This is a genomic window from Hymenobacter sp. 5317J-9 (assembly GCF_022921075.1).
Lineage (GTDB): Bacteria > Bacteroidota > Bacteroidia > Cytophagales > Hymenobacteraceae > Hymenobacter.
Map to the genome: position 1 here is coordinate 1,946,053 of NZ_CP095050.1, position 15,995 is coordinate 1,962,047.

At 61.5% G+C, this 15,995-nt stretch carries 11 protein-coding genes and 1 tRNA gene; 9 read left to right on the forward strand and 3 right to left on the reverse strand.

Features of this window, described 5'->3' with window-relative positions; genetic code table 11:
• Positions 1-45: 45 nt before the first annotated feature.
• From MUN81_RS08000 to MUN81_RS08015, 4 genes are all read left to right on the forward strand, one after another.
• Positions 46-2,352: a hypothetical protein gene (locus tag MUN81_RS08000; protein WP_245116644.1), complete on the forward strand. Its 2,307-nt coding sequence runs from the start codon at positions 46-48 to the stop codon at positions 2,350-2,352.
• 209 nt (positions 2,353-2,561) lie between these two features.
• Entirely contained in the window at positions 2,562-4,007 is a 1,446-nt protein-coding gene (locus MUN81_RS08005) for a T9SS type A sorting domain-containing protein (RefSeq protein WP_245116646.1), read from the forward strand.
• A gap of 41 nt (positions 4,008-4,048) precedes the next feature.
• Positions 4,049-4,801 (forward strand): hypothetical protein, encoded by a 753-nt coding sequence (locus tag MUN81_RS08010; RefSeq protein WP_245116648.1) that lies wholly within the window; start codon positions 4,049-4,051, stop codon positions 4,799-4,801.
• Positions 4,802-4,894: 93 nt separating this feature from the next.
• Positions 4,895-7,297, forward strand: coding sequence for a hypothetical protein (locus MUN81_RS08015; protein WP_245116650.1), 2,403 nt, complete (start codon positions 4,895-4,897; stop codon positions 7,295-7,297).
• 94 nt (positions 7,298-7,391) lie between these two features.
• On the opposite strand, the gene MUN81_RS08020 is transcribed toward MUN81_RS08015, so the two are convergent.
• The 3 genes from MUN81_RS08020 to MUN81_RS08030 form a co-directional block, all read right to left on the reverse strand.
• Complete coding sequence (locus MUN81_RS08020) at positions 7,392-8,099, reverse strand: ATP-dependent Clp protease proteolytic subunit (protein WP_190927204.1); 708 nt, start codon at positions 8,097-8,099, stop codon at positions 7,392-7,394.
• Between the two features lie 141 nt (positions 8,100-8,240).
• Positions 8,241-9,566 (reverse strand): trigger factor, encoded by a 1,326-nt coding sequence (gene tig / locus MUN81_RS08025; RefSeq protein ID WP_245116651.1) that lies wholly within the window; start codon positions 9,564-9,566, stop codon positions 8,241-8,243.
• Positions 9,567-9,654: 88 nt separating this feature from the next.
• Positions 9,655-9,736: transfer RNA gene (locus tag MUN81_RS08030), tRNA-Leu, on the reverse strand.
• Positions 9,737-9,873: 137 nt separating this feature from the next.
• On the opposite strand from MUN81_RS08030, the gene MUN81_RS08035 reads away from it, so the two are divergent.
• The 5 genes from MUN81_RS08035 to MUN81_RS08055 all read left to right on the forward strand — a co-directional run bounded on the left by MUN81_RS08035 (position 9,874) and on the right by MUN81_RS08055 (position 14,924).
• A complete protein-coding gene (locus MUN81_RS08035) occupies positions 9,874-12,081 on the forward strand; it encodes a RelA/SpoT family protein (protein ID WP_245116653.1) in 2,208 nt (735 codons plus the stop codon).
• Positions 12,078-12,437: a CHY zinc finger protein gene (locus MUN81_RS08040; RefSeq protein WP_245116655.1), complete on the forward strand. Its 360-nt coding sequence runs from the start codon at positions 12,078-12,080 to the stop codon at positions 12,435-12,437. The genes MUN81_RS08035 and MUN81_RS08040 overlap by 4 nt, the downstream gene beginning before the upstream one ends.
• Before the next feature lie 192 nt (positions 12,438-12,629).
• On the forward strand, positions 12,630-13,097 hold the full coding sequence (locus tag MUN81_RS08045; protein ID WP_245117373.1) for a transcriptional repressor: 468 nt from the start codon (positions 12,630-12,632) through the stop codon (positions 13,095-13,097).
• Complete coding sequence (locus MUN81_RS08050; RefSeq protein ID WP_245116657.1) at positions 13,094-13,444, forward strand: STAS domain-containing protein; 351 nt, start codon at positions 13,094-13,096, stop codon at positions 13,442-13,444. Before MUN81_RS08045 ends, MUN81_RS08050 begins: the two co-directional genes overlap by 4 nt.
• 211 nt (positions 13,445-13,655) lie before the next feature.
• The gene (locus MUN81_RS08055; RefSeq protein WP_245116659.1) at positions 13,656-14,924 is read left to right on the forward strand and encodes an adenylosuccinate synthase; all 1,269 of its coding nucleotides are present in this window, start codon (positions 13,656-13,658) and stop codon (positions 14,922-14,924) included.
• Positions 14,925-15,995: the final 1,071 nt, after the last annotated feature.

A 15,995-nucleotide genomic window follows, 5' to 3' on the forward strand; every position in this document is an offset into this window, starting at 1 on the left:
TGCCGGCGCTTGTCAAGGCTCTAATGGCTTCCATCCCAACTTCTCATGAAACACCTTTCTCAGTTCATTCTTTTGCTGCCTTTTTTGCTTGGGGCCGCCTCGGTGCGTGCACAGGTAGGGGTGGGCACGGCCACGCCCGACGTCAAGTCGGCGCTCGACATCCGGGCCACGGACAAAGGCCTGCTCATCCCGCGCCTGACGGCAGCCCAGCGCACGGCCATCACGAGCCCGCCCCAGGGCCTGATGGTGTACCAGACCGATGGCACGGCCTCAGGCGGCACCCAGACCGGCTTTTGGTACTACGCCGGGGCCCCGGCACAATGGGTCTATCTGAGCCCCGGCGACAACTTAGGTAACCACACCGCCACCCAAACCCTCAACCTGCAGGGCAACGCCCTCACCGGTACCGGCAGCAACCTGGGCAGCACCGTGGGCCTGGGCGTGCGGGCCGATGGCGGCCTCAACCTAGGACAGAACACGAACGGCAACTTGTTCATCGGCTACCAGGCGGGGCAGGCCACTACCAGCGGCTACCATAACCAGTTTAGTGGTTACCAGAGCGGCACGGCCACCACCACGGGCAGCGAAAACCTCTTTAGCGGCTACCGGAGCGGTGCCAGCAACGTGGGCGGCAGCAACAACCTGTTCAGCGGCTCTTTCAGCGGCTACAATAACCTAAGCGGCTACAACAACCTATATAATGGCTACAACAGTGGCTACACCAGCCAAGCCGGCCACGACAATGTGTACCTGGGCCACACCAGCGGGCAGCTCAGCACGGGCAATTACAACACGCTGGTGGGCAGCCTGAGCGGCGGCTTCGATACGGGCAGCACCCAACTCACGGCCCTGGGCTTCAACAGCGGCCCGGCCAACGGCAGCGGCACCCTCACCAATGCCACCGCCCTGGGGGCCAATGCCCGGCTCACCCAAAACAACACCTTGGTGCTAGGCAACAACGCCGACGTGGGCATCGGCACCAGCGCCCCCACTCAGAAATTGGAAGTGGTGGGCAACGTGAAGCTCACGGGCACGGCTGGCACCAACGGGCTCATTTTTCCTGACGGCACCATTCAAACCACTGCCGCCACGAGCGGCAGCGGTGGCCTCACGCTGCCATACAGCGGCACGGCCAGCGCCACGGGCAGCGTGTTTCAAATCACCAACTCCGGCGGGGGCATCGGCGTGCGCGGGGCCTCGGCCAGCGGGCAGGGCGTGGTAGGCCGCGTCAACGGCACCGGCGCGGGCCAGGGCGTGGTGGGCGTGAAGGGCACGAACGTGCCCAACGTGGACGACGCCGGGGTGGTGGGCCTGAGCGACGCCGACTACGGCGTGTACGCCTACAGCTTCCAGAACACGGGCGTGGCCGGCACCACCGACGGCAGCGCTGCTGGCGTGGCCGGGGTGTTGGGCCGAGCCACCGGCGCCGGCATCGGCGTCAGCGGCACCAGCAGCAGCGGGAGCGGGGTCGAGGCGTTCAGCACCAGTGGCTACGGGGTGAAGGCCACCTCGGGCAGCACGGCGGCCGTGTACGGCTCGGCCAGCAACAACGCCAGCAACAACGGGGCCGTGGTGGGCACCAACACCAACGCCGGCAACGCGGCCGTGGGCGTGCTGGGCCTGACCCAAAACGGCTGGGGCGTGCGCGGCGTGGCCTCGGGTAGCAACGGCTACGGTGTGGAAGGCACGGGCACGGCTGGCTACGGCGTGCGCGGCCTCTCCAACACCGGCAGCGGGGTGTACGGGCAGACGGACGCCGCCAGCTCCGCGAGCGTGGCGGGGGTACTGGGACGGAGCACCAGCACCACCGGCACCGGCGTGCTGGGCACCACCACCAGCGGCTACGGCGTGCGCGGCGAAGCCAGCGGCCCCACCGGCCGGGCCGGGTACTTCGCCCAAACCAATGCGTCCAGCACAACGCCCGTTGTCGAAATTGCGCAGACCGGCAGCGGCCCGGCCCTGAGCGTGACCGGCGGCGCCATTCGCACCGCCGAAGTGAACGCGCCGGCCACGGGTGGCGCCAACCTGCTGCCGTTGGCCTACGGAGTCATCGCGTCCGATGGCACCATCCTCAATGGGTCGGGCAATTTCACGATTGTTCCGCGCACCGCTGGCAGCGGGCAATACCTCATTGAAATCACAACGCCGGCCAACCTCAACCTCGACAATGCCATTTGCCAGGGTACCGGCAACTACGGCAATAGTTCCAATCCCGTTATCGTGCAGGCCAGAGGCTATTCCGGGGGCCTGGTTGAGGTTTCTACTGCTCGTGTTAACCTCTTTGTCGGAGGGAGTTCGGGGGGGTATTTCTACACCGACTACAGCTTCTCCTTCGTGATATATCGCCCTTAACTGAGCATGAGAAGTTTCGGCCCCTTCGCCCTCAACCTTGCACTGGGCGGGCGCACTGCTAGCCTGGACATGACGAAATCGGCTCTCAATTACGCTTCGTCCCCATGCCCTGGCCGCCGCGCGGCGATGGCTACGACGGCCCCCGGCCTGCGCCAGAAGTTCTGGCCAGCAGCCAGCACACCTTTTCACCTCAACCCCCACCATCGGCCATGAAAAAGAAATTACGCCTACAAACAGCCGCTTTCCTGCTGCTGTGCGCCTTGGCCGCCCCGGCCCGGGCGCAGCTCACCATAGCTGGTGGCACTCTCACGGTGAGTCCTTCCACCGAGCTCACCGTGACCGGCAACGTGGGCATCTCCGCCGCCGGCACCCTCGACAACCAAGGCACCGTGCGCCTCACCGGCGACCTGGGCAACGCCGGCGCCATTGGCACGGGCACCGGCCTGTGGCAGCTCAACGGCACCGCGCTGCAGACCATATCCTCATCGGGCACCGGCAGCCTAGGCACCCTGGAAGTGGCCAACCCCGTCGGCGCCACGTTGGGCACGGCCCTGAGTGCCGGCGCGCTCAACCTCAGCGGTGGTTCGCTGCAGTTGGCGGGCTTCGATTTTGCGGTGGTGGGTGCCATCACCAACGCCAGCGGCACCCGCTTCGTGGTCACCAACGGCGCGGGACAATTGCGCCGCCCGGTAGGCACCACGGCCGTGCCGTTTCCAGTGGGCCCGGCTGGCGGCAGCTACCGGCCGGTGGCCCTCACGCGTAGCAGCGGCACGGGCAACTACGCGTCCGGAGTAGGGGCGGGGGCTCTTAGCGCCGGCACCAGCGGTGCACCCCTCACCACCGACGTCGTGGCCCTGCGCTGGAACGTGGCCCCACCCGATGCCGTGCCTTTCACGATGCGCGTGGAATGGCTGGCCGCCGATGAGCTGCCCAGCTTCCAGCGCAGCCAATCGGCCCTGGGCCGCTGGAACGGTAGCGCCTACATAGTTGCTGAAGCTTATAGCCCCGCCAACACCCCCAGCCCTTACAGCCGCACAGTGGCCGGCCTCACGCTGCCCGGGCCATATATCGTGGGCGACCAGCAGTCGCCGCTGCCCGTCGAGCTCACCCGCTTTGAGGTCCGCCGCCCGGCCGGCCAGCCGCGTGCCGAGCTAACCTGGGCCACGGCTTCGGAAAAAAACAACCTCGGCTTTGAAGTGCAGCGGCAGGACGAAGGCCAGACTGCTTTCCGGCGCGTGGGATTCGTGTCGGGCCAGGGCACGGCCACCACGCCGCACGAGTACGCTTTTACCGACCCCAACGACTTTCAGGGGCTGAGCTACTATCGGCTCAAGCAGGTCGACCAGGATGGTACGGCCACTTACACAGCGGTGCGCAGCATTACCGGCTTACCCGCCGGTACGCCCTTCAGCCTCAGCGTGTATCCCAACCCGGCGCACGCCATGGCCACCCTTGAGGCCAGTGGCCCCGTGCCCGCCGGCCTGCAGCTACGCCTTTACAGCGCCGACGGCCGCCTGGTGTGGGCCGCTGCCTGGGACAAGCCGCAGGCCACGGCCCCGCTGCCGGTGGCCGGCCTGGCCACGGGCGTGTACTGGCTGCGCTACGAGTCGCCGGCCGGCACCAGCGGTACCATTCGCCTTCAGGTAGAGCCGTAGCTCCCAGCTTCCGATGCATCCATCTTTTTTTCTGTCATCCCATGAAAGCACTTTTCCGCTTTTTGCTGCTGGCCGTTTGCGCCACCACGCTAGCCCCCGCCGCTCAGGCCCAAACCCGCAAGCCCGCTGCCAAACCGGCGGTCAAACCAGCGACTAAGCCTGCAGCCAAACCCGCTCCCAAACCAGCGACAAAACCCGCTACTGTCGCTCCCGTTCGGACCGCCGCGCCGGCCCCGGCTCCGGCACCCGTTGCGCCACCGCCCAGCCCCGCAACCTCAGAATCGACCATAACAGGCCCGTTTCAGGTAGGCACCAACATGGTGAACGTCGGCATCGGCCTCGGCAACCGCTACAACTATGGCACGGGCTACTTCGGCGGCAGCTCCTCCGTGACGCCGGCCCTGAGCGTGTCTTATGAGCGGGGCATTCTGGAAGTGGGCCCCGGCGTAGTGGGCGTGGGCGGCTTCGTTGGCTACCAGGGCGCCACCTACGACTTCGGCGGGAATGACCGGTGGAAGTTCACCGACATCATCGTGACGCTGCGCGGTACCTTCCACTACCCGGTGGCGGAGCAGTTTGACGCCTACGGCGGGGTGAACCTGGGCATGCGCCACGCCAGCGCGTCTTTCGAAGGCAGCAGCATTTACGGCTCATTGGGTTCGGCGAGTGCCAATGAAGTGGCGGCCGGCTTGTTCGTGGGCGGCCGTTACTTCTTCACGCCCAGCATCGGGGCTTTTGCCGAGCTAGGCTACGACCAAACCTACCTCAAAATAGGAGTCGCGGCCAAGTTCTGAGCAGCCAGCCCCCGAACGTCGCGGGGCTCGGTCCATTTCACCAACTAATTGCGCCGGCTGCTACCAGCAAAGCTTGGCCTCCCAATTGTCAGCATGAAACACATTTTCGCTATTGCCGTTGCGCTGGGGGCCTTGTGGCCGCTGGCCGCCCGCGCCCAGGTAGGGGTAGGCACGGCCACGCCCGATGCCAAGTCGGCGCTCGACATCCGGGCCACGGACAAGGGCCTGCTCATCCCGCGCCTGACGGCGGCCCAGCGCGCGGCCATCACCAGCCCGCCGCAGGGCCTGATGGTGTACCAGACCGACGGCTCGGCCTCGGGCGGGGCTCAAACCGGCTTTTGGTATTACGTCGGCACCGGCGGCTGGGTCTACCTCGACGCCGCTTCCGGCACCCTCACGCTGCCCTATTCCGGCACGGCCAACACCAGCAGCCCCGTCCTAAGCATAACCAATACCGGCACCGGCGGCGGGCTAGTAGGCACCGCCACCAGCGGCGCGGGCATCACGGCTGCTTCCACCAGCGGCCCGGCCCTGGCAGCCAGCAAAAACGTGGGCCAAACCGGCCGGCTGATTTCCTTAGTTAGCCCGCTGAATACCAACGACTCAACCGCCGCCTATATCTATTCCGGAGGCGAGCGACCAACGCTGCGGGCGGTGAACACGGCTCTTTCGCCACAAGCCGCCATCCGGGGCGTGAAACAGGTGGCCGCCGCCGATGGCGCCGGCGTCGAAGGCCTGGTCACCAGCGGCGCCAGCGGCAATGCCGCCGGCGTGCGGGGCCTCGACAACAGCGGCAGCGGCGGCACGGCCGGCGTGCTGGGCCGCACGGCGGGCGGCTACGGCGTCCTGGGCCTGGCCACCGCCAGCGGCGGCTACGGCGTGACGGGCACCGCCACCGACGCCTACGGAGTGAGCGGCGGCAGCACCAGCGGCGACGGCGTGCACGGCGCCAGCACCAGCGGGGCTGGCGTATCCGGCACTAGTAGCAGCGACGCTGGGGTGAAGGGTACCTCGACCAGTGCGGCTGGGGTGCAGGGCACCAGCAGCGCCAACAGCACCGCCACCGGTGGCGTGGTGGGCACCAACAACGCGGGCGGCAGCGCCGTGGGCGTGCTGGGCACCACCACCACCGGCTACGGCGTGCGGGGCACGGCCTCGGCCAGCGGCGGCTACGGCGTGAGCGGCGTGGCCACCGATAGTTATGGCGTGCGCGGGGTGAGTACCAGCGGTGCCGGAGTGCAGGGCACCAGCACCAGCGGCAGCGGCGTGGTGGGCACTACGGGAGCGGGCAACTCGGGCGGGCTGGCCGGGGTGGTGGGCACCAATTCCAACAGCTCGGGCATCGGGGTGCTGGGCCAGACCGCCAGCGGCTACGGCGTGCGGGGCGAAGCCACCGGCACCAGCGGCTACGGCGTGACGGGCGTGGCCAGCAACACTAACGGCATCGGCGTGCTGGGTTCGGCCACGGGCGGGGCTTCGGGCGTCACGGGCCAAGCCACCGGCACGGGCCGGGCCGGCTACTTCGTTCAGAACAACAGCAGCTACACCGGCAACGCTGTGGACGTTGCGCACAGCGGCAGTGGCTACGGCCTGCATGTAAGCTCGCCCAACCAAACGGCATATTTTGAGAACACCAGCATCACCGGCACCGGCAATGCGGTGGTTGTGCAAAGCCGCAACAACGGTTATGCCATGAACGTGCGCGACGGGGGCGTGCTGCTGACCAGCCCGGGCAACGGCAGCCAGATTGAAGGGGTCTTGTTTCCGAGTCAGCTCTATCTGGGTTACACGAACGCAACGCAAAGCCAACCAGGTACCTTCATCACCTACGACGGTGCCCGGTTCCGCGCCGACAATGCCAGCCAGATTGGCCCAGGGCAGTTGGGAAAAACCGCCATATTCGCCGAGCAAACCCAATCTACTGCCACCAACTTCGCCGGCATCTTTTTCGGCAACCTCTTCGTGAGCGGCACCCTTTCCGTGAGCGGGGCCAAAGCGTTTCAAATCGACCACCCGCTCGACCCCGAAAACAAGTTCCTCTTCCATTCCTGCGTCGAAAGCCCGGACATGATGAACATCTACAACGGCAACGCCAAGCTCGACGCCCAGGGCCGCGCCACCGTAGAACTGCCCAGCTATTTTGAAGCGTTGAATCAGGATTTTCGCTACCAACTCACGTCCGTCGGCGCACCCGGCCCCAACCTCTACGTGGCCGAGCGAGTGCACGGCAACCAGTTCCGCATTGCCGGCGGCACGCCCGGCGCCGAAGTCAGTTGGCAGGTCACCGGCATCCGACACGATGCCAATGCCAACCAACACCGCTTGGTGCCCGAAGTTGCCAAGAGCCCCGAGCAGCGCGGCCACTACCTCACTCCCGAAGCCTTTGGCCTGCCTGCCAGCCGTGGCATGAGCGCCGCCAGCGGCAATACTTCGCTAGCAGGACTGGCCACCCCCGGCATGCATTGTGAGAAAACGGGTCCCCGCGTCGGATTTTAATTTTTGACAACACTTTTGGCATCATAACCCACGAAAAAGCCTCTGCTGGGACAGCAGAGGCTTTTCACTTTTAGCATAAGTACCAGCGCGAAGCCTACGCTTTCTTCTTCTCCAGCACCTCGTCAATCAGGCCGTACTCTTTGGCCTCGTCGGCCCGCATCCAGTAGTCGCGGTCCGAGTTGTCATGGATTTCCTGATAGGTTTTGCCGGTGTGCTGCGCCAGAATGTCATACAGTTCTTTCTTCAGCTTCAGGATTTCACGCGCCGTGATTTCGATGTCCGACGATTGGCCTTGCGCGCCGCCCGAAGGCTGGTGAATCATCACGCGGGCGTGGGGGAGGGCCGACCGTTTGTTGGCCGCACCGCCCGCCAGTAGCACCGCGCCCATCGAAGCGGCCAAGCCCGTGCAGATGGTGGCCACGTCGGGGTTCACGTACTGCATGGTGTCGTAGATGCCGAGGCCGGCGTACACCGAGCCACCGGGCGAGTTGATGTAGAGCAGAATGTCTTTCTTGGCATCAGCCGACTCCAGAAACAGCATCTGCGCCGTCAGGATATTGGCGATGTAGTCGTCCACGGCGGTGCCCAGGAACACAATGCGGTCCATGATGAGGCGCGAAAACACGTCGATTTCGGCAAAGCGCGTGGGGCGCTCCTCAATCACCGAGCGGGTCATGCCGGTGGGCAGGATGAGGCCGCCGCGCGTCTGGCCCTCTACGTGTTGGATGTACTGGTCCACACCCAGGCCGCTGAGGCCCTGGTGCTTCACCGCAAACTTGCGAAACTCTTGTTTATTCAGCATTTGAAGGAAATGAGGCGCCCGCCGAAGCTGGCACGGGTGAGGTTAGAAAGACGAGCGAAGTAAAGGAATGTTGTCGGAAACCCAACAAAAAAGCCCCTACGTCACCGTAAGGGCTTTTTGAAAAAGCGGGCCGCGCAGGGATTAGCTGTGCAGGGTCCGGAATTCTTCGGCCGTTACGGGCTTGTCCGTAACAACAACTTTGCCGCGCAGGTTTTCGAGCACTTTCTCTGCCAGAATGGCCTCGTACTCGTTCACGAAGTTCTTGCCGTTCTCCTGCTTCAGGTACTGGTCGGCGTAGCTGCGCATCGACTCGCGCATCTCGTCGGGCATGTTCGGCATGTTGAACTGGCCCATGATTTTGTCGAGGGTGCGGTTCACGATTTCGTCGTTGCTCACTTTCAGGCCGGCTTCTTCCACCACCTTGTTGCGAATCATGCTCCACTTCAGCTCCTTCTCGTAGTCGGTGTAGTGCTGCTCCACCAGCTCGGGCGTCAGTTTGCCCTCGTTGGCGCGCACCAGCCACTTCTTGAAGAACTCCGTGGGGATTTTGATGTCCACGGTGTTCACCAGCTGCTCCACGATGCTGTTGTTCAGCGCACCTTCGGCCTCGCGGTCGTAGTTCGACTGAATGGTTTCGCGCACTTTGGCGTCGAACTCTTCCTGGCTCGAAACAGCCTCGGGGCCGAACACCTTATCGAACAGCTCCTGGTTGAACTCCGGAGCCGCCGTGCGGTTCACCTTCTCCACGTTGAACACGTAGTCGCCGGTGGCCTCCGTGGCCTCGGCCTTGCTCAGGCCCGAGAAGTTCGAAATCGAAGCCGCGTCGTTGTTGAAAGCCTTTTGCAGGTCGAACGTAATCACGTCGCCGCCCTTTTTGCCCACAAACTGCTCCTGCTGGTCAGCCGCCACTTTGTTGATGGGCAGCAGCACGGTGCGGCCTTCGCCTTCTTCGTCGGCCTTCTTCAGCTTGCCGAAGAGGTAATCGCCGGCCTCCGAAGCCTCGGGGTTGGTGGTTTCGCCGTACTGACGAGCAATTTGCTCGTTGGTCTGGGCCAGGGTGTCGTCGTCGATGGTCACCTTGTGCAGCTCGGCCGTCAGGCTTTCGGGCAGGGTGAAGTCGGGCAGCAGGCCCAGCTCAAACTGGAAATCGAAGTCTTTGTCGGTGTCGAAATCCACGTTGCTGGCCACGGGCAGGGGCTCGCCCAGCAGCTTGATGTTGTTCTCCTTAATATAGGAGTCCACGGCCTTGCCCAGCATTTTGTTGATTTCCTCAGCCAGAATGCCTTTGCCGTACATTTTGCGCACCATGCCCACGGGCACCATGCCCGGGCGGAAACCCTTCACCTGGGCGCGCTTGGTGTACTCCTTGATTTGCTTGTCGACGGTGGGCGCGTAGTCGGCTTCGGTCAGGTGCACGGTCAGCAGCCCGGTCAGCTGCTCGTCGTTCTTGTCGAGGGTAATGTTCAAAACAGGGGAGCCGGCTTCCGCTGGCCAGGTTGAGTGGTTGAAAAAAAAGCCTCCAGCCTATGCGACTGAAGGCCGTATCAGAAAAAAGTGCGGATAGAGGGACTCGAACCCACACGCCTTGCGGCACCAGATCCTAAGTCTGGCACGTCTACCAATTTCGCCATATCCGCATATGGTGCCGCACGCCGATTGCTACGGGCCCGCAAAGGTACTCGGGAAAATCCTTGCGCGCAAAGTGCGGGTATAAGTAGGCTGCGGTGCCTTGTGAAGCCACCTTTTCTACGCGGCCGTTGTTACTTTACCCATTATGCCTCCCGTTATCTCTCCCGAAGCTGAGCGTCAGGAAATCCTGCGTCACTACCGCCGCTTGCTGCGCACGGCCAAACCGTACCTGAAGGACGGCGACCCCAAGCTGATTAAAAAAGCATTTAATCAGAGCCTTGAGGCGCACAAGGAAATGCGCCGGAAGTCGGGCGAGCCCTACATTCTGCACCCACTGGCAGTGGCCCAGATTGCGGTAGAGGAAATTGGGCTGGGCACCACGAGCATTGTGGCGGCGCTGCTGCACGACGTGGTGGAGGACACGCCCACCGAAATTTCGGACATTGAGCGCGAGTTCGGCCCCAAGGTGGCCCGCATCATTGACGGGCTGACCAAGATTTCGGGCGTTTTTGAGTACGGTACCAGCGAGCAGGCCGAAAACTTCCGCAAAATGCTGCTCACGCTGAGCGAGGACGTGCGCGTGATTCTCATCAAAATTGCTGACCGCCTGCACAACATGCGGACGCTGGACTCGATGCCGCGGCACAAGCAGCTGAAAATTGCCTCGGAAACGCTCTACCTGTATGCGCCGCTGGCCCACCGGCTGGGGCTCTACACGATAAAGAGTGAGCTGGAGGATTTGTACCTGAAGTTCACGGATACGGAGACGTACAACGACATCAAGTCGAAGGTGCGGCAAAGCCAGGCGGCGCGTAACCGCTTCATCAAGGAGTTTGTGCAGCCGATTGATGATGAGCTGAAGGCGCAGGGCTTCGACTACGAGATAAAAGGCCGGCCGAAGAGCATTTATTCCATCCTGAAAAAGATGAAGAAGCAGAACATCACCTTTGATGAGGTGTATGACCTGTTTGCCATTCGCGTGATTCTGGATGTGCCGCCGGAGCAGGAGAAAGCGGCCTGCTGGCAGGTGTATAGCATCGTAACGGACTTTTACCAGCCCAACCCCGACCGCCTGCGCGACTGGGTGAGCACGCCTAAAGCCAACGGCTACGAGAGCCTGCACACCACCGTGATGAGCCGGGCCGGGCAGTGGGTGGAGGTGCAAATCCGTTCGCGTCGCATGGACGACATCGCCGAAAAAGGATACGCCGCGCACTGGAAATACAAGGATACCGGCAGCATTCAGCCCGAAAGCTCCCTGGAAGGCTGGGTGAACAAGGTGCGCGAGATGCTGGAATCGAATAATTCGAGCGCGCTGGAGTTCATGGATGAGTTCCGCCAGAACCTGTTCGTGAAGGAAGTGTACGCCTTCACGCCCAAAGGCAAGCTGGTTATTCTGCCGGACAAAGCCACGGCACTGGATTTTGCCTTCGACATCCATTCCCAAATCGGCCTGCACTGCCTCGGCGCCAAGGTGAACCAAAAGTTGGAACCGCTGAGCTATCAGTTGCACAACGGCGACCAGGTCGAAATTCTGACCTCGCACAAGCAGCGTCCCACGCCGGAGTGGCTCAACTACGTCATCACGACCAAGGCCCGCTCCAAAATCAAAGATTTCCTGCGCGACGACAAGCGCGCCAAGGCCGAAGACGGCCGCTTCCTGCTCGAAAAGCGGATGGAAATCATCGGCGTGCCTTTCACGCAGGAAAATTTCAACCGGTTGCTGGCCTATTTTAACGTGGCCACGGCGCAGGAATTTTACTACCGCCTCGCCATCGGCCAGGTCGATGGCCGCACCATTCGCGAGTCGCTGTTTAGCTCCGATAAGCCGGTGCCTTCCGTACTCGAACCCAAAACCTTTGACCACGAGGTGCAGAAAATTCGCGGCGTGCGCCCCGATATGCTGGTGGTGGGCGAGCACACCGACAAGTTCAACTATAGCATCGCGCGCTGCTGCAATCCTATTCCCGGCGACGACGTGTTCGGCTTCGAAACCGACCAGGGCCTCATCATCCACCGCACCAGCTGCCCGCGCGCTGTGGATTTGATGTCGAACTACGGCAACCGCATTGTGCGCGCCAAGTGGACCGACCAGTTGGAACTGGCCTTCCTGGCTGGCATCCGCCTCAAAGGCTCCGACCGCGTAGGCCTCGTCAACGACGTGACGCGCATCATCAGCACCAGTCTCAAGGTCAACATGCGCTCCATCACCATCAACGCCGACGATGGCATTTTTGATGGCCAGATTATGGTGTTCGTCAACGACACCGACCACCTCAACAAGCTCATTCAGCGCCTGCGCAAGGTGAATGGCGTGCTGCAGGTTGAGCGGTTCGATTCGCAGCAGGCATGAGGCCGGCCGTTTCCATCGTTTGCCACGGCACCGACGTCAACGAGCGCACCCAATGCGCCCATTGGCATTCCGAGCGCGATATCATCGGCATCCGGTTTAAGTGCTGCGATACGTTCTACGCCTGCTTCGACTGTCATCAGGAGGCCGCTGGCCACGCCCCTGTGGTATGGCCCGCCGCCGAGTTCGACGCCGAAGCCATTTATTGCGGCAACTGCAACAGCACCCTCAGCATCGAGTGCTACTTGAGCTGTGGCAACACCTGCCCGCACTGCCAGGCCGCCTTCAACCCCGGTTGTGCCCGGCACTACCCGCTTTATTTTGAGCAGGTCGAACCTAAAACGCCTTCTGGCGCTTAACAAGCGTACGTTTTTCTGCTCGTCAACCACACCCTATATATAGTGCGCACTCCCGAAACAGTTTCGCCCCTCGCTCACGCACCCGAAAACCGGGCCGGCGAAGGGCAGGGGCCCGGTGGCTCTTCCGAAACCGGCTACGCCGCCAAGCACACGCCCAGCGCCGCTTCCGAAGCCACCCTCAACACCGACAAGCTGGAAGAAGTCCGCAAGCTCTTCACCGCCCACCTCGAAAACAAAGGCCTTCGCAAAACCGGCGAGCGCTATGCCATTCTCGAAGAAATCTACGCCCGCTCCGGCCACTTCGACGTCGACGAACTTTACGCCGGCATGAAGGAGCGCGGCCTGCAGGTGAGCCGGGCCACGGTCTATAATACCCTCGATTTGCTCGTCGAGCAGGGCCTCGTCAGCAAGCACCAGTTCGGCCGCAACCTCGCCCAGTACGAGAAGAGCTACGGCTACCGCCAGCACGACCACGTCATCTGCACCGAATGTCATAAAGTGGTGGAATTCTGCGACCCGCGCATCCACGGCATCCAGACCATGGTCGGCGAGCTCCTGAACTTCCATATCTTGCACCATTCTTTAAATCTTTACGGCATCTGCGGCGACTGTCGTGCCCAGGCCGCCGCCCGTTCTTCCGCATCCGCTCCATCCGCATGACCACCACCAGCTCCGTTCAAAACGGCATCCTTTTCGTTCGCCTCACCGGCGACCTCATCGGCAGCCCCGATACCGACCAGCTCCTGCAGTCCGTCAACACGCACCTCGGCGACGACCTCAACCAGTGCGCCGTCGACCTCTCCGAAATCCGCTACATCAACAGCACCGGCATCGGTGTCCTCGTTTCGCTTCTCACCAAGTTCCGCAGCCGCGGCGGCGAGATGGTCCTCATCAACCCCGCCGACCATCCCAAGAAAATGCTGGCCATCACGAAGCTGAACAACATCTTCACCGTTTCGCCCGATGAAGCCACCGCCCGCCAACAGCTAACCCCGGCCGCCAATTAGGCGGCCGTTTTTTTGCCTTTTCGGCCCGTACTCGTCGGTCCTCCTGAGTAAAGCGAAGGACCTTATTACGAAAGAACAAGGCAGTAATTTCAACCCATAACACCAACACCTTAATAACGACCCTCCGCAAAGCCATCCACCTCGTCAGGCTGCCCTCTCCACCGGAGAGGGGCCGGGGGGAGGCCCAACGTGACGGCGACCCCAAACCACCATGCCAGTAGACGTATTAGTAGGCCTCCAATGGGGCGATGAAGGCAAAGGCAAAATCGTAGACGTATTAGCCCCCACCTACGACGCCGTCGCCCGCTTTCAGGGCGGCCCCAACGCCGGCCACACCCTCTATTTCGATGGCGTCAAGCACGTCCTGCACCAAGTGCCCAGCGGCATTTTCCACCCGCATATCCTCAACATCGTCGGCAACGGCGTCGTCCTCGACCCCATCGTTTTCCGCCAGGAGCTCCAAAAACTCACCGATAGGGGAGTAGACTGGTCCCAAAACCTCTACATCTCCAAAAAAGCCCAGCTCATCCTGCCGTCACACCGCGCCCTCGACCGCATCAGCGAAGAAGCCCGCGGCAACACCAAAATCGGCAGCACCCTCAAAGGCATCGGCCCCACCTACTCCGATAAAATCGGCCGCGTCGGCCTCCGCGTCAGTCACATCCTGCTGCTCGATTTCCAGCAACGCTACCAGGAAGCTGTTGCCCAGCACGCCGCCATCGCCGCCCACCACGGCAAGCAGCTCGAAATCGAGTCTCTCGAAGCCGACTTCTTCTCCGCCGTCGAATTCCTGCGCACCCTCCAGCTCACCGACACCGAATACCTCCTCAACGACCTCCTCACCCAAGGCAAGCGCATCCTCGCCGAAGGTGCCCAGGGCTCCTTATTAGATATCGACTTCGGTTCCTATCCCTACGTTACCTCCTCCAGCACCATCGCCGCCGGCGCCTGCACCGGTCTCGGTATTGCCCCCCGCCATATTGATAAGGTGTACGGCATTACCAAAGCATACTGTACCCGCGTCGGCAGCGGCCCCTTTCCCACCGAGCTCCACGACGAAGTGGGTGAGCAAATCCGCCAAGCCGGCCGCGAGTTCGGTTCCACCACCGGCCGTCCCCGCCGTACCGGCTGGATAGACCTGCCCGCCCTCCGCTATGCCATCATGCTCAACGGCGTCACCGAGCTGCACCTTATGAAAGCCGACGTACTCGACGGCTTCGCCGAAATCCAGGCCTGCACCCACTACCGCACCGCCACCGGCGCCAGCACCCCCCAACTCCCCGACCCCGGCGAGCTCACCACCGTCACACCCGAGTACCTCACCCTCCCCGGCTGGAACACCGACCTTACCCAAACCACCGACGCCGCCCAACTCCCCGCCAACCTGATTACGTACCTCGAATTCCTAGAACGTGAGCTCCAGGTCCCCATCAGCATCGTTAGCGTGGGCCCAGACAGGGTTAGCACCCTCCACCGCTAATTTCTCCGCAACTGGCAACATCCCCCGATTACATCAGCCCCGCAACTATCCCCAGCCTTAAACTGGGGATAGTTGCGGGGCTTTTACATACCAATACGCCCCACACTCATTAATATAACCTTACCCAAACCCATCAAATGATGCTGTATTCCCCGAAATACAGGATTTTCGCGCAATAGGGTAGGGGCAAAGTATCCCGTTTCGCTACATCTTCTGCTAACAGTATCTTTCTCCAATAGCAGCTACATATCCCGCTAAGGAAGACATGTTGCTCAGCAACGCAAATGCACAATGCTGGATTGCGCAGCCTTAGCCACTCCATAACGCAGGCTGTTGAGCAATGAAATTGATTTTTTTAGCCGCATCAATCAGCTACTTACAACCCTGAACCAACTATTTCGTTAAAGGCCGCTTGCCGCCCCCAAAAGTCCTCCTACCTTTGCAGTCCCGAAACGTCAAACGGACCAACGGAAAAGCCCAAAGCACTCGCTCAGGCACAAAATTGAAAGGTCCGGAACTCCCGTGGAAACTAGGTTGTCTAACCTCGGTAGCTAGCTGCAAGCATCGAGATTTATTTCTCAGATAGCTTGCACCAGCGAAAAACTCCACCGTACCTTTGCAACCCGCTTCAACCGGAAGCAGCCAGAACTTGAAAATCGGAACGAGAAGAATTTAAAAAATTTTCGCCGAAAGATTTGAAAATCGGAAAAAATCTCTACCTTTGCACTCCCAAAACAAGTAGAGGCAATCAAAAGCGAGGCTTAACTAGCTGGCTTACAAACAAACAAGCCGTTTTAATCGAAAGCAGCTGATTTGAAAACCGAATCGAAAAACATAAAATTTTCGAAAAGAAGCTTTCAAATCAAAAAATAGTTTATACCTTTGCAATCCCAAAACGAACAGAGGTTGACAACGACAATCGCGGGCTAATACACCAGCCCACACTGATGCTTCAAATGGAAGCATCACACGTTCTTTGAATGACGGAAACAGACAAAATAGTAAGTGTTCCACTTGCTGTTTCTTCCTCGGAAGAAGCACAGTGAAACAAACCAAGCGAAGCGAATTTGA